13 protein-coding genes are annotated in these 14,162 nt (G+C 66.1%); 1 reads left to right on the forward strand and 12 read right to left on the reverse strand.

Annotated features, from left to right (window positions below; all coding sequences use genetic code 11):
* Window positions 1-293 precede the first annotated feature (293 nt).
* Entirely contained in the window at window positions 294-1,085 is a 792-nt protein-coding gene (locus tag CEX87_RS20525) for a FadR/GntR family transcriptional regulator (protein WP_094288932.1), read from the forward strand.
* Here the strand turns inward: CEX87_RS20525 and CEX87_RS20530 are convergent.
* From CEX87_RS20530 to CEX87_RS20585, 12 genes are all read right to left on the reverse strand, one after another.
* Window positions 1,082-2,824 (reverse strand): DUF3556 domain-containing protein, encoded by a 1,743-nt coding sequence (locus CEX87_RS20530; RefSeq protein ID WP_099459199.1) that lies wholly within the window; start codon window positions 2,822-2,824, stop codon window positions 1,082-1,084. The two genes, CEX87_RS20525 and CEX87_RS20530, sit on opposite strands and share 4 nt — an antisense overlap.
* 135 nt (window positions 2,825-2,959) lie before the next feature.
* Window positions 2,960-3,481 carry a DoxX family protein gene (locus CEX87_RS20535; protein ID WP_064397629.1) on the reverse strand — a complete coding sequence of 174 codons (522 nt, stop codon included), beginning with the start codon at window positions 3,479-3,481 and terminating at the stop codon, window positions 2,960-2,962.
* Window positions 3,482-3,666: 185 nt separating this feature from the next.
* Window positions 3,667-3,930 carry a hypothetical protein gene (locus CEX87_RS20540; RefSeq protein WP_094288891.1) on the reverse strand — a complete coding sequence of 88 codons (264 nt, stop codon included), beginning with the start codon at window positions 3,928-3,930 and terminating at the stop codon, window positions 3,667-3,669.
* A 26-nt stretch (window positions 3,931-3,956) separates the two neighbouring features.
* Window positions 3,957-5,225: a WS/DGAT domain-containing protein gene (locus tag CEX87_RS20545; RefSeq protein WP_094288893.1), complete on the reverse strand. Its 1,269-nt coding sequence runs from the start codon at window positions 5,223-5,225 to the stop codon at window positions 3,957-3,959.
* Window positions 5,226-5,235: 10 nt separating this feature from the next.
* Window positions 5,236-6,144 (reverse strand): alpha/beta fold hydrolase, encoded by a 909-nt coding sequence (locus CEX87_RS20550; RefSeq protein ID WP_066807993.1) that lies wholly within the window; start codon window positions 6,142-6,144, stop codon window positions 5,236-5,238.
* A gap of 7 nt (window positions 6,145-6,151) precedes the next feature.
* Window positions 6,152-6,919, reverse strand: coding sequence for a hypothetical protein (locus tag CEX87_RS20555; protein WP_064397619.1), 768 nt, complete (start codon window positions 6,917-6,919; stop codon window positions 6,152-6,154).
* Window positions 6,916-7,629 carry a tetratricopeptide repeat protein gene (locus tag CEX87_RS20560; protein WP_064397617.1) on the reverse strand — a complete coding sequence of 238 codons (714 nt, stop codon included), beginning with the start codon at window positions 7,627-7,629 and terminating at the stop codon, window positions 6,916-6,918. Before CEX87_RS20560 ends, CEX87_RS20555 begins: the two co-directional genes overlap by 4 nt.
* A gap of 143 nt (window positions 7,630-7,772) precedes the next feature.
* A complete protein-coding gene (locus CEX87_RS20565) occupies window positions 7,773-9,272 on the reverse strand; it encodes an MCE family protein (protein WP_094288895.1) in 1,500 nt (499 codons plus the stop codon).
* Between the two features lies 1 nt (window position 9,273).
* The gene (locus CEX87_RS20570) at window positions 9,274-10,425 is read right to left on the reverse strand and encodes an MCE family protein (protein ID WP_094288934.1); all 1,152 of its coding nucleotides are present in this window, start codon (window positions 10,423-10,425) and stop codon (window positions 9,274-9,276) included.
* The gene (locus CEX87_RS20575; protein WP_094288897.1) at window positions 10,425-11,753 is read right to left on the reverse strand and encodes a virulence factor Mce family protein; all 1,329 of its coding nucleotides are present in this window, start codon (window positions 11,751-11,753) and stop codon (window positions 10,425-10,427) included. The genes CEX87_RS20570 and CEX87_RS20575 overlap by 1 nt, the downstream gene beginning before the upstream one ends.
* Complete coding sequence (locus tag CEX87_RS20580) at window positions 11,750-13,102, reverse strand: MCE family protein (RefSeq protein WP_094288936.1); 1,353 nt, start codon at window positions 13,100-13,102, stop codon at window positions 11,750-11,752. Before CEX87_RS20580 ends, CEX87_RS20575 begins: the two co-directional genes overlap by 4 nt.
* Window positions 13,099-14,130, reverse strand: coding sequence for a virulence factor Mce family protein (locus CEX87_RS20585; protein ID WP_064420229.1), 1,032 nt, complete (start codon window positions 14,128-14,130; stop codon window positions 13,099-13,101). The genes CEX87_RS20580 and CEX87_RS20585 overlap by 4 nt, the downstream gene beginning before the upstream one ends.
* Window positions 14,131-14,162 lie beyond the last annotated feature (32 nt).

The raw sequence follows: 14,162 nt of genomic DNA on the forward strand, positions 1-14,162 counted from the left end.
ATGATTCACCCACACTCGCAGGGGTCCACCCCCGAACGTAAACGAACAAGGTTTACTAGGTCAACCTACTGGTTGGTGGGCACGGTTTCGCAGATGGCCGCCAGGGCGATTTGCAAGTGCCGCGGACGTAACGCGAGGTTCGGCCTGCCTGGTCATTCGGGATAAGGTTCACGTCCGTCCCGGGCGCGATCGTGACGGCGCCCCCGCAAGCCGCTTTGCTCGAAGTATCCACTACACATGGTTTACTGAGTTGTACAGCTGGCCGTTGGGTCAGCCGCAACGTGGGAGTTGGAGTGGCTCGAAGTACACCGCTGGCGCCGATGATCGGCCCGGACGGCGTCGGCGCCGGGACGACGGTGCGGTCACCGAAGACGGCCGAACTCGTCGCCGGCACGCTGCGCCGCATGGTGGTCGACGGCCAACTCAAGGACGGCGACTTCCTCCCCAACGAAGCCGAGTTGATGGCCCACTTCGGGGTGAGCCGACCGACCCTGCGGGAGGCCGTCCGCGTCCTGGAGTCCGAACGCCTCGTCGAGGTGCGGCGCGGTTCGCGCACCGGCGCCCGCGTTCGCGTGCCCGGCCCCGAGATCGTCGCCCGCCCCGCGGGCTTGCTGCTCGAGTTGTCCGGCGCGACGATCGCCGACCTGATGACGGCGCGCGCCGGAATCGAACCGATGGCGGTGCGGCTGCTGGCCGAGTCCGGTTCGGCCGAGGCGTTCGACGAACTCGACAGCCTGCTCGAAGAGCACGTGCCCTCCGGCTGGCAGAACGACACCCTGGCCGAGACGACGGGCGACTTCCACCGGCGCGTCGTCGAGTTGTCGGGCAACGCGACGCTGTCCATCATCGCCGGAATGCTGCACGAGATCACGGTGCGCCACAACGCATTCCTGTTCAAGGAACGTCGGCCGGTCTCCCGTTCCGACTTCGACAAGCTGATGCGTTCGTACCGTAAGTTGATGCAGCTGTTGAGATCCGGCGACGGTGCGGCCGCCGAAGCGCATTGGCGCAAGCACCTCGACACCGCCCGGGATCTGCTGTTGCAGGGACTCGAGGATGTCCAGGTCCGCGACGTCATGGGCTAGGGAGCGTCGGCGCTGTCCTTCTGCCACGTGACGTGGACGGGGACCGTGTCATCCCACGGCTGGCGGGTGACCATGTCGGCGACGCGGATGTAGCCCCGCTCGAATTCCCCTGTCGCGGCGTCGACCAACCGATACTGCTGGGTCTGCCGATGGATCGGCTGTCCGTCGATCAGCACGACGATTATTTCTCCCGGCTCGAAATTGCAGCGCTTCTGCAGGGCCTCGATGAGTTGTTCGTTGTGCATATGGCCGTCGCCGAAGTTCCAGCCGATCGCGGTGCTGCAGATGCGCTCACCGTCGGTCAGTACGTAGTCGTCCTCGTTGTGCCCGGCCATCGCCCGGTGGGCGAGGGTGAACATAGCGCGACCGTGAGAGTTGAACGCGCGGAAGGCGTATCCCATGTAGAGATACATCTGGGCAGTCTCGGGGCTGCCGTAGTACCGCTCCATCTGCGCCTGCGGCATGCTCGCGATCGAGACGACGCTCTTCTCGATCTTCGCCGAGGCTGACGGTTTCACACACCACAGCCCGGTGTCCCAGTTGCCCGCGTAGTAGCGCATGCCCGGCAGAAAGGACACCTTGCGCGGGAACAGGTTTCCGAGAATCACGGTGCCCGCTACGACGGCGAACAACACGATCGGCCACGGACTCTGCAGGTCGCCGAGGCCGATGCCCGGATGTCCCACGAAGAGCGCCAGGACCGCGAACATCATGAAAACGTTCCATTCCAGCGGCACGCCCATCGGAATCGAGGACAGAATCCCGAAGTGGAAGACCAGCATCACGAACGCGGCGATGTAGGTGGGCCAGCCCCCGTGGGAGAAGAACAGCACCAGCGGGACGAGGCCTTCGATCGCCGTGCTGAAATGCGCCAGCCACCGTGATGCGCGCCCGGGTCGCAGGTCGTCCGGAAAGCGTTCGAAGAACTTGCGTTTGATCCACTTGGGCCGGAACACGGGGTTGTTGCTCATCATCGTGGAGATGACGAACGGGAAGTGTTTGTTGAGCTTGGACGTCGCGGCGCCGAGCCAGATCGTCAGGCACACGAGTTTGGCCGCGATGATGATGTCGGGCCCGGCGAACAGGAAACAGACCGCGAGCGAGGCGTACACCTCGCCGCGGGCGGCCAGGAAGATCACCTTGTCGCGCAGGCCGAGCACGGCGAGAACGCCGAGGATGGCAGCGATCTGCCACACCGGTAACACGCCGACGGTCGTCCCCAGTTCGGGTATCGGTCCGGTGCCGTCGGAGAACAGCGCCACGACGAGCAGCACCAGCAGGGCGGCGTAGAGCAACGCGTCGAACGGTGTGCGGGTGTCGCCTTTGGTCAACGGGATCCGGGTCGGCCACGGAGGCAGCCGAATCGTGTTCGGCCGCAACCAGTACAGGATCGAGCCCATCGGCGGGAAGAAGCGGTTGTTGAGTGGTCCGAAGCCGCAGCCGAGGCCGACGACCTCGAACAGCATCGTGTACAGCACGACCTTCTCGAACACGATCGGCTCGTTGTACCAGGAGGTGACGTTGGTGAACCCGTCGATCCCCGTGGTGCTGATCGCGATCAGCCATCCGCCGAGGATGTAGAGCAGGATCTTGACGACGTAGAACAGGTGTAGGACTACCGGCGTCCCGAATCCCACCTCGGCCCAGTGCCGGGCCATGGGCACGATCTTCTCGGCGCGGCTGCCCTTACTCCACTCCTCGTAATCGACGACAGGCGCGTCCTGTTTCAAGAACCCCATGGGAACACAGACTAGAACGTGTTCTAGCTATGCGGCTCCAGAACCTCACGTCCGCTTCGCGAAATCTACAACAGGGTCGCGATCGCCGAGGTTTCACGACCCTGATGTGCAGTTCGCGAACTGCGTGGGCTGTCGTCAGGCGTCGGTCTTGGCGGGCGGCCGGTAGAAGATCGCCAGCTGACCGATGCCGCCGAGCAGGCCGAGACCCAGCGAGATGACCAGACCCCACCAGCCGTGCAGTAGGTCGTAGAAGCTCGTCGAGCTGAACAGCAGGTGGTCGAGGCTGAGCTTGCCCGCGCCGATCGTCGCGATGCCGACGGCAGCAGCGGCGAGCACGAGGTTGTACTCCCAACCTTCCTTGACGATGAAGAAGCCGTTGGCCCGGTGCACGGTCCACGCGGCAACGAGCATGAGCGCCACGAAGCCCGCGGCCGGTATCGGGGTGAGCAGGCCGAGCGCGAGACCGATGCCGGCCGCCATCTCGGTCGTCGCGGCGACTCGGGCGTGGAACTTGCCCGGCTTCATCCCCATGCTGTCGAACCACCCGGCCGTGCCGCTGAGGCCTCCGGGTCCGAAGAACTTGTTGTAGCCGTGGGCGGCCATGGTCAGGCCGAGCACCACGCGCAGGATCAGCACTCCGACGTCGTAGGCAGTCATGCAACAAAATCTAGGCCATGTGTTAAGCCGCTGCCCAGCCCCCTCGCATGATCGAGTGGTCATTTACCCCCACGCCCTGCGTGCGCGCCCAGCCCGCGTGAAACAGTTACCCCCAGCTCTTGGCGTCTGCACGGCGGGGTTATCCCCAAGTTGGGTTTCATCCCCAGATGCGCTCTATCCGCTGGTTACACGACGTCTGGGTCGATAGATTCGATCACATGTTCGAGGGATTGGTGGCCGCCGCCGGTGACGGCGACCTCGGCGGCGGCGATCGTCCAATTGACGATGCACCACTGTTCGCGGTCGACGGCCCCGGCTTCGACGATCAAACGTTCCAGGACGTCGGCGGCGGCGGCCAGCCGGCGCGCGCAGGCGGCGTTTTCCACCCGCGCCCACGTCGCCCCGACCGCACCCGCACCCCGAGCACCAACCACCGTCAACCAACTCATGGCCGAACGCAACAAACCCCCAACTTCTAGGGGTATGCGGCGGTCAAGGACGCCTCCAATCTCTCGACATAAGAGTCGATGTCGCCGATCGCCGACTCGGCCGCATGCACGCTGACGGCGATGGTGTCTCCGATGCCGTGTACGCCATGCGTCACGCCCATCATCGGAGACAGCCCCGGAAATCCGGCCGTGAGCACCACCGGTGAGTTCCCGAAAAGTAGGTCGGCAGGTCCACGGTTCACGCTGGATACGACGGTGTTCCCGGTGACCGTCGGGGAGCGCAGTGACATGTCGAATTTCTTGACGCCATAACGCAGTAACGGTGCCGGCACCGCAGCGGACGCCCGACCAGACGCAACCATCGCCGGATGGGCGGCCCTGCGCCGGCGTTGCTCCAGGTCCTCGGCAATGCGCGCTGCACGTTCATGGAATGGCAGATCCGGATACAGGCCCACACCCACATTGCCGAAGTGATTGTGGGCGCGCCGCTCGCCCGTCTTCGCCATCGGCACCTCGGCGCCCAGCAGCGATGGGTCATCACCGAACTCCCGCAAGTGCGCGGCCAACGCCTCGGACACCGCGGCCAATGCGCCAGTCGTCACCGTGGGCCCTGGCATCTGTGAACGCCGCATCACCACGGTCCGGATGCTGCGCAAGCCTTCCGGTCGCGCATTGCTGCGCAACGCTGGACGCGAATCCGCCTGCGGCGGAACCAATCCCGCCGATGTAGTTCGCACCAACCCACGGTGAGCCCGCGCAGCAGCATAACCACGCCACGGCAGCCTCGGCCCTAGAAACCGCTCTGGCACCGCAACATTCGGTACGATCTCTCTCCGCCCGAACAGCCACGCCGCCAACGCCGATGACCGCAGACCGTCCCCGAGCGCGTGCGCCACCTGTACCACCGCAACCGTTCCGGGGCCCGCTCCCGGAACATCCTCGACAGCCGGGAAGACGTGAATTCGCCACGCCATCATTCGCGGATCGAGTTGGTCCGAGCTCAACAACCCCGCCACGATCGCCAGACAGCCCGCCCAACTGCTCTCCGCGGCGTGCATGACGAACTGGTTCGGCGCGACGTCCGCGGGCACCCACTGCGGATACGTCAGCGGATTGCCGTCACGCACCCGCAGGCGCAGCTCGGTACAGCCCTGCGCCCGGTCACGGATTCGCGCTAGGACCGACTCGACATCGGCAGCGTCCCCCGCGAAACCGTAGAGCAGAAACTGATCGCTGGGAGTCTTCGCCGACATCCAATACGCCTGCGCATCCACCGCAGCCAGTCGCCGCCCCATGTCCCCCAGGCTAAGCGCGCGTCGAGCCGATGAAGTCGACGATGTGCCCCGCGACGGCTTCCGGCTGTTCCAGCTGCAGGAAGTGACCGGCCCGCTCGACGGTGGCGACCTCGCTACCTTCCGGCAGAACCCGCCGCACCCATCGGGTGTAATCCGCTGAGGCACAACCATCGTCGATGCCGTGCAGGTACAGCGTCGGAAGCTGTGGCGCCGAGAGCCAATGCCGGTGCAGTTCGGCGTACTGCGCGGGCGGCTTGCTGTTGCGCACGGTGGCCCGGTAATACCCGAGCGCGGCACGCCAGTTCTCGGGCGCGCCGATCGCGTCGAGAACGTGGGCGACGTCGTCGGCGGCGTCGTAGCCCGGCGACCACTGGCGCCACAACCGGGGCACCACCCACGACGCGGATCGCTCGGGAAGGCCGGGCAATTGGAAGTACATGATGTACCAGCTGCGGAGTAACTGGCGGGGCAACTGTGCGGCGAGCCGGCCCGCATCCGGCGTCTTGCCAAGGGGTCGGAACGCCGCGGCAAACGGCACCGACATGATGACGGCCTTCGAGAACGGGCTGTCGGGCATCGCGGCGAGCCCGGCACCGGCGATCGCTCCCCAGTCATGCCCGATCAGCACGTCGCGGCCCGTCGGTCCGGCCGCGTCGAGCACCCGCAGCGCATCGTCCATCAGCGCGCCGACGTGGTAGCTGCCGTCGGACGCGGTCGACGACGGTGCGTAGCCTCGCATGAACGGCGCCACCACCCGGAATCCCGCGTCGACGAGTAGCGGTGCGATGTTGCGCCATCCGTGCGCGGTGTCGGGAAAACCGTGTAGGCACAGTGCAATCGGCGCACCGACGGTGCCCCAGCTGAGGGCGCGCAGCCGTACGCCCGGCGCATCGACTTCGATGAGTTCGGGTTCGGCCACTACGCCCCTACACCGGCTCGAACTTCGAGATGAGCCAGTCGCCGTCGATCTTCTCCAACGTCACCCGCACACTCGAGGCGGTATCCGTCGGCGCGTCCTGCCCCATGACCACGGTCTGGTTGACGAACACCAGCACCACGGCCTCCTCGGAGTCGGCCGACACGGATGCGGCCGCCGGAACGGAAGCCACCGCGGAGATCTGCTTCTGTTGTGCGCCGGGGATCACCACGTCGTTGATGAGCCCGGTGTAGGACTCCTCGAACTCGCCTGTCAACAAGGAGCGTGCATCGTTGAGCTGCTGTTCGACGGTGTCCGGCTTGTACGACAGCATCGCCACTGTGCTGTCCTTGGCGGCCTGGACCGATTCGGCGCGCGCCGCGTCCGCATTGCGCACGGAGTTGTCGACCCACTTCAGATAACCGGCTCCGCCGGCCAGCAGCAGCGCGAGGGCGGGCAGCACGCCGAAGGCGAAGACGCGGGCCCAGTTGATGCCTCGCTTGCCTGCGGGCTCGGTCGCGGCGGGCTCGGCTGTGCCGGGCTCGCTCGTGGCTGGCTCGGTCGTCTCCGCTGCCTCGGTCGTTTCGGCCGCCGGGGTGTCTTCTGCGGCCGTGGTCTTCTCCACCGCCTCGGTCTTCTCCGCAGGCGCGGCCGTCGTCTCGGCCGTCGATTCGGTCAACTCGACCGCCTCGGATCCCGGCGTCGTGCCCTTCTCGGCAGACTCGTCGGTGGCGTCGTTGTCTCGCTTGCGCCGCGGAAGTCGATGTCTATTGCTCACGGTACGAACTCCACATTCGAGATCTTGGCCTCGTCCTCGCCGGTCTTCTGCACCGAGATCCTCATCCGCCAGGACCGCGGCGCCTGCTCGGGCGCTCCGGCATTGGTCGTGTTGACGGTCACCGCGACCAGCACCTTGGCCTCGTTGTCGTTCAACGACTCGATCCCAGCTTCGGCGATCTCGCCCTCCGACTTCGACTGCGCCTGCTTGACGACCTCGATGAACGGTTGCGCGCGGGCCTGGAAATCGTCGTAGAACGTTCCGGTCGATGAGTCCAGGACACGTTGCACATCCTGCTCGGCGTGCTCGTGGCTGATCGTCGTGAGGTTCAGCGCGCCCTGCCGCCCGACCTGCAGGAAGAGGTTGCGCAGATCCTCGGCCTGCCGCGACTCGTACGCCCGGTACCCGAGCCACCCCGCAAGCGCCGCGAGGGCCACCACGACCACCAGGCCGACGATCGTCGCCAACCGGACGTGCGACATCGGCGCCTTGGGCGGGGCGGGCTCCGCTTCATCTTCGGCGGCGTCGGCGGCGTCGTAATCCTCGACGCCTCCGGCAGCCTCTGTCGTCTCGGCAGCCTCTGTCGTCGACGCAGTCGGTGTGGTCGAAGCAGCGGGCGCCACCGAAGCAGCCTCTGCCGTCTCGGCAGGTGTCGTGGATTCGGAACCTTCGGCCGCGGCGTCCTTGCCGGGTGTGGTCTCGTCTGCCATCTAAGTTCCTCTGCGGCCCACGGGCCAGGTCGGGGTCGGGTAGACAGGTCGGCTACAACTTACGTGTCCGACACCATAGCGTCGGAACCTGCCCACGAAACGGCACCACGTCCGTGCCGGTATCGATACTGCAAACTTCAGCGTCAGCTCCCCGGCGGGACGAGCATCGACTGCCACGGCCGCTCGCCCGCTGCACCGTTTGCCAGGTTGGACTGGGTGTACACCTTGCCGTCCGGTCCCACGTACTCGCCGGACGCGGGGTCGTACTCGGCGGCCGCGACGGGCAGCGGCGGCGTACCCGGCGGAGGCGGCGTGATGGCGACTGGCACATCCGGCGGCACATGCGGAATCGGCTGCCCGGACAGGGTCGCGTTCGGATCACCCTTCCAGTTGTAGCCGTCGTTGAGCGGCACGTACTGCTCGTCGCTCTCGCACATCTGCCACGTCGGAGCCCGCTTGCCCGGCACCGTGATACACGGCAGGTTGCGCGCGCCGCGCACGTTGAACGGCGCATCCTGCGGCGTGCGGCAGTACAGATCACCCTCCGGCCGGTCGGGGTAGTCCTCGAAGACCGGCACCCGCTGCTGTTGCGCGGGCAGGAACCCCGTCGTACACGGCGGCGGCAGGTTCTGCGGCGGCAGCGGCAGCGGTGCGGGCAGCGCGGGCAGGATCGCATTGAGGTTGAAGATCAGCGAGTCGCCCATGTAGTCCTGCTTGGTATTGCGCTTGTGCACACCCACGGCCTGTGTGACGGCAGTGCCCTGTGGCAACAACACCAGCAGCTGCTCGAGGCTCGGCTGGTAGGCGAGGGCGACCTCTCCGATGCTGACCAGGTTGGCCAACACGATCGGCAGGGTCGGCTGCAGTCGTTCGAACAGGGCGCGCACCTCGTCGGCGGCCCCCGGCCCCTTGGCCAGAATCCCCGACACCGCCGGATCCTGGCTCTGCAGTTGACCGCTGATGCTCGCCAGGTTCGCCGCCCACGCCTGAATGGAGCCGGCAGTCTCGGTCTGGGTGTCGAGTATCGGCTTGGACTCGTCGATCAGTGTGAGCAGCGGGTCGAGGTTCTTGCGGGCATCGATGGCCAGCGTGGCGCTGCCCTGGACCAGCCGGCGCAGTTCGGGGCCGAGCCCGCCCACCGCGGTATAGGCCTCGTCGACGACGGTCCTCAAGTTCTCTTGCGGAATCGCCTGCAGCCCCCGGGCCGTATCGTCGAGCACCGTATTGATGTCCGTCGGAACCGTGGTGCGGTTCAACGGGATCACATCGCCGTCCCTGAGCTCCGGGCCCTCACCGCTACGTGGGAGCAACTGGACGTACTGCTCGCCGACGGCGGACACGCTGTGCACCTCGGCTTCGAGGTCGGCGGGGATCCTGACGTCGGAGTCCAACGACAGCACCGCCTCGACTCCCCTGTCGGTGAGATCGACGCTTTTCACCTCACCGACCTGCACACCGCGGTAGGTGACGTTGCCCCGCGGATACAGCCCGCCCGTCTCCGGCAGTTCGAGCGTGACGCGGTACTGCCCCACGCCGAGGAGGGTCGGCAACCGCATGTACCCAAAGATCATGACGCTCAACGCAATGATCGCGATGGCCGAGAAGATGGCCATCTGAATGAGGATCTGACGGGTCATTCGCATGCTACGGCCCCTGATCCCAGCGATACGGAGCGACCAACGGGTTGCCGCCCGGTGGCGGCACGTGGTGGTTGCACGGGCTCGGGAACTGGCCGATGGTGCGGCCCCACTGCAGTTCCAGCCAGGTCAGGTTGCACTCGAACCGCGTTCCGGTGAAGAAGGCCGAATCGATTCTGCTCAACGTCAGGTCGACGACCAACGTCAGGTTCGCGTAGTCGCCGCGCATCCAATTGAGCAATGTCTCCTTCGGGAACGGGAAAGTCGGCAAGAAGCTCAGCGCGCGGGTCAACGCGGGACCGGCGTCGGCCAACTCCTCCAGCACCACGCCCAGGTCCTTGAGCTCTTGCACCAGAGCGTCTTTGGTCTGGTTGACCGAGTCGGCGGCCAACGCGCTGAACCGGCCCAGCTGGGTCAGCACCTCGGCCAGGTTCTGCCGCTGATCCCTCAGCACGGCCAGGGCATCGGGGATGGTTCGTAAGGCCTTGTCCACCACCGGCTTCTGTTCGGCGATCTGCCCCATCAGATTGTTCAGGCTTTCGGTGGCCTCGATGATGTCCTGCTTTTGGTCATCGAGGTGGCCGATCGCGATGTCGAGCTGTTCGATGAGACTGCGCAGGTCGTTCTCGCGACCGGTGAACGCGACACTGAGAGCTTCGGTGATGTCGTAGATGTTGCCGATCCCGCCGCCGTTGAGCAGCAGCGCAACTGCGGCCAGCGCCTGCTCGGTGCTCGGGTAGGCGCTGGACGACTCGAGCGGAATCAGCGCGCCCTCTTTCAGCTTGCCCACCGGCGGCGCGTCGGTCGGCGGGGCCAACTCGATGTGCAGCGACCCCAACAGGCTCGTCAGCCCGAGCTTGGCCGTCGCATTGGCGGGCAGCTCCACGTCACCGTTGAGTTCCATCGTCACCAGTGCATGCCAGTCCTGGCGCTCGATTTTGCGCACGGTGCCGACGTTCACATCGGCCACCCGGACACGGGAGTTCGGCTCGATGTTGTCCACGTCGGGCATCTGCGCCTGGATCGTGAACGCATTCGGACCGGTGCCCTCGACGCCCGGCAACGGAAGCGAGTTCAGCCCCTGCCAGTCCGAACAGCCCGACAGCAGCGCGGCAGACACGGCCACCACCGCTACTCTGCGAAAGAGCTTGCGCCGCATCATGGGCCGACCCCCTGGGGCACCATCATGCCGTGCAGACCGTCGGCCGGGTTCGTCGAGACCGGCGCCTCTGCCGCCAGCGGCGGGCCCGCGACCGGAGCGGGTGGTGCCGCCTGCGCCGACGGGGGCGGCGGAGCCGCGGGCGGAACAGGTTGCGGCGGAATGTAATCCGGGCGCAGCCAGTCCTCGCTGTAGGTCAGCTCGTTGGGCCGTGTCGTGGCACCGGAGAAGACGTTCTGCATGATGGGCAGGAAGTTGTACTGGCGGTTCTTCAGGATCGGCGCCAGGTACTGCACGCACAGCTTCGCCGACTGCTCGGCGTTCAGCCGGGATGCGGCCTGAATCCCGCCGCACAGGAACGAAATCGGGTTGGCGAAGTTGTTCAGCATCGGCAAGCTGCTCACCGCACCCTGGGCGGGCTGCCAGATGTTGACGTAGTTCTGCAGCGTGTTAGGGGCCACGTGCAGGAACTGCTTGAGCTCGCCGAGGCTGTCGGTCAGCGCCTGGGTCACCCCCGCCAACTTGTCCGACGTGGTGCCCAGCGCTTCACGGTTGTCGGCGACGAAGGTCTGCACTTCCCCGACGACGTTGTTGAGGTCGCGCAGCGCGTCGGCGACTTCGCTGGGATCGTTGGCCAGCAGTCCGGTCACGGACGCGAGGTTCTGGTTGAGCTGACGCATCACGTCGGTGCTGTCCTGCAACGCCGAGACCAGGATCGCCAGATTCTTGATCGTGGAGAAGATGTCGGTGCTGTGATCGCCAAGCGCCGTCACGGCCTGCGACAGCTTGACGACGGTGTCGCGGATGTTGGCGCCTTCACCGCGCAGGTTGTCGGCGGTGGTGTTGATGACCGATCCCAACGGGCTGACATCGCCGGGCTCGGTGGGCTGCAGCGTCTCGGCGAGCTTCTGCAACTGTTGCCGGACCTCGTCCCACTCGACCGGAACGGCGGTGCGTGACTGCGGGATCACCGTGTCGTCACCCATCACCGGTCCGCCGGTGTAGGGCGGGGTCAGTTGGATGGCGCGCGCTGTCACCAACGTTGGCGACAGGATCGCGGCCTTGGCGTCGGCAGGCACCTTGTGCTTGCTGTCGTACCAGAACGAGATCTTGACCCGGTCGGGCTGCGGTTCGATGGATTCGATCTTGCCGACGGGGACGCCGACGATGTTGACGTCGTCGCCGGGGTAGATACCGTTGGCGTTGTCGAAGTAGGCGACGACGTGTGTGCGGTTGATCGCTCCGGTGTTGCGCAACAACACGACCGCGCCGGCGGCGAGTATCACGACCAGCGCAACGGCCAACATGTTGCGTGCACCCCGCGTCATCGTCCGGCCTCCGGCGATGAAAGGTGGGCCTGCCCACCGGGAGCGGGCACCGCGACCGGAGACGGTGTCGGGTCCGCGGTCGAGCGCATGGCCGGCGGCGCCTCGGCGGGCGGTCCCGGCGGCGGCCCGCCTGGGGGCGGTGCCGGCAGCGGCTCGCGGTATGGATAGCAGCCGGGTCCCGGCAACGGCAGCCCGGGCGGCCCACACGCTTGATCGCCGGGATTGCCGGTGATGGCGTCGGGCACCGTCAGTCGCGGTTCACCGCCTTGACCTGTCCGCGGGAACGGCACCGGCAGCGCCGGTGTCCCCGGCTGACCGACCTGTGGGTCGGACAGCTCCGACGGCAGCTTCACGTTGGGGTCCAGGCCGAGGTCGGAGAACGCGGCATCGATGAACGGCTGAAGGAACTGGCCGGGCAACAGGTTGGCGACGTAGTTCTTGAAGAACGGACCACCCGAGACCGATTCACCCAGCGACATCACATAGTCGGTCAGCAACGAGAGCGACTTCTGCACGCGTTCCTTGCGATTGTCGATGATCGTCAGCACGCCGTTGAGCTTGTCCAGTGCGGGCCGAAGGGTTTCGCGGTTCTCGCCGATGAAACCCTGCAGCTGCCCGCTCAGCGCCGAGATGTTGCCCGAGATCTCATCGAGTGCGGCGCTTTGGTTTTGCAGCTCGGCCAGCAGCGCGTTGGTGTCGGTCACCAGACTCACGATCTGGTTGCTGCGCTCGGCCAGCACCTTGGTGGCCTTGTCGGCGTTGCCGAGCAACCCCCGCAACTGCGCGTCACGTTCGTTCAGCGTGTCGGAGAACCGCGCCACACCCTCGATCGCGATCTTCAACTCCGGTGGAGTGTCGGAGAACGTGGCCGACAACACCCGCAGCGATTCGGACAACTGGTCGGTGTTCAAACCGCTGATCGCCGTGGCCAACTCGCCCAGCGCGTCGGGCAGCTCATAGGGCGACGTCGTGCGGTCGAGCGGGATCGTGCCTTCCTGCCGGCCGTCGCCGCGGGAGGTGACCTCGAGGATCTTCGTGCCCAGCAGGCCCTCGGTCTTGATCGCCGCCTCGGTGCGATCCCCCAGCCGGATGTCGCTGTCGACGGTGAACGTCACCAGGGCGCGCGGTCCGTCCAGCTCTATCGATTTGACCCGGCCGACCTCGAATCCCGAAACACGCACGGCCTTACCGGCTTGCAGCCCGCCCACCTCGGCGAAGTAGGCCGAGTACTCGCTGCCCTGCAAGAACGGCAGCCGATCGTAGTTCAGCGCCCCCAGCACGATGCCGATCGTCAACGCCAGCCCGATGGCTCCGATGACGGTCTGATTCCGTTCCGAGAAGGACCTCATCGCGGCGCACACCTCCCGGTGGACTGCCCGGCAACCTTCACATACACCGGCTGGCCGCCCTTGCCGTTGAGTTTGAGCACGATGTCGCAGAGATAGAAGTTGAAGAAGTCGCCGTAAAGCCCTTGCCGCGCCAGCGCTTGATGGGCATCCGGCAGGGTGTTCAGCAGGTTGTCGAAGTATTCGTGGTCAGCCACCACGATGCCCGCGGCGCGGTCCGTTTCCTGGACCGTCTTGCGCAACGGTGGCCGGGCCTGGTCCAACAGGTCCGCGACGGTTCCGGCCGCTTCGTTGGTGTACGCCAGCCCGTTGCTGATGTCCGCTCTGCGCTCCGCCAGGGTCCCGACCAGTTCGCTGAGCGCGTCGACTGCCTTCGCAAACTGGTCGTTCTGATCACCGAGCGATCCCAGCACCACGTTGAGGTTGACGATGACGTCCCCGATCAGACGGTCCCGGTCCGCCAAAGTCGTTGTCAGCGCTGCGGTCTGGGACAGGAACGAGTTGATGGTCGCCCCCTGTCCCTGCAGCGCGTGGATCAGCTGACTCGACAGCGCGTTGACCTGGTCTGGATCCAGCGCACGGAATAGCGGCCGGAAGCCGCCGATCAGCGCGTCGAGGTCGAGCGCCGGAGACGTGCGGGCGAACGGAATCGTGCCGCCGGGCTCGAGCTTCTTGACTCCGCCCGCGCCCTCCTCGAGTGCCAGGTAACGGCCGCCGATGAGGTCGTCGTATCGGATGACGGCCCTGCTGCCTTCGGTCAGCACCACCGACTGGTCCGCGTTGAACTCGACCCGCGCGGTGGTATCCGGTTGAATGGCAACCTTTTCCACGCTGCCGACCTCGACGCCGGCGATGCGCACGAAGTCCCCGTTCTCCAGGCCGGTGACATTGGTGAACTCGGCGACATAGCTGTTGGTGGCCTCCCCGAAGCGCATCTCGCCGAAGACCGCGAACAGTCCGAACACGCCGAGCAGGCAGACAGCCAGGAACACGCCGAGACGCACCGCGTCTCGGCGAACCCTGGCGTTCATGCTGGACATGGCGTGTCACCTCTCATGGCGTC

Source organism: Mycobacterium lehmannii, assembly GCF_002245535.1.
In the GTDB taxonomy this organism is placed as follows: Bacteria; Actinomycetota; Actinomycetes; order Mycobacteriales; family Mycobacteriaceae; genus Mycobacterium; species Mycobacterium lehmannii.

Coding starts and splice junctions, on each gene's coding strand:
- CEX87_RS20560 (WP_064397617.1), bottom strand. CDS start 7,629: ATGGCAGACGAGACCACACCCGGCAAGGACGCCGCGGCCGAAGGTTCC.
- CEX87_RS20535 (WP_064397629.1), bottom strand. CDS start 3,481: ATGACTGCCTACGACGTCGGAGTGCTGATCCTGCGCGTGGTGCTCGGC.
- CEX87_RS20545 (WP_094288893.1), bottom strand. CDS start 5,225: ATGGGGCGGCGACTGGCTGCGGTGGATGCGCAGGCGTATTGGATGTCG.
- CEX87_RS20575 (WP_094288897.1), bottom strand. CDS start 11,753: ATGACGCGGGGTGCACGCAACATGTTGGCCGTTGCGCTGGTCGTGATA.
- CEX87_RS20565 (WP_094288895.1), bottom strand. CDS start 9,272: ATGCGAATGACCCGTCAGATCCTCATTCAGATGGCCATCTTCTCGGCC.
- CEX87_RS20580 (WP_094288936.1), bottom strand. CDS start 13,102: ATGAGGTCCTTCTCGGAACGGAATCAGACCGTCATCGGAGCCATCGGG.
- CEX87_RS20585 (WP_064420229.1), bottom strand. CDS start 14,130: ATGAACGCCAGGGTTCGCCGAGACGCGGTGCGTCTCGGCGTGTTCCTG.
- CEX87_RS20540 (WP_094288891.1), bottom strand. CDS start 3,930: ATGAGTTGGTTGACGGTGGTTGGTGCTCGGGGTGCGGGTGCGGTCGGG.
- CEX87_RS20570 (WP_094288934.1), bottom strand. CDS start 10,425: ATGCGGCGCAAGCTCTTTCGCAGAGTAGCGGTGGTGGCCGTGTCTGCC.
- CEX87_RS20530 (WP_099459199.1), bottom strand. CDS start 2,824: ATGGGGTTCTTGAAACAGGACGCGCCTGTCGTCGATTACGAGGAGTGG.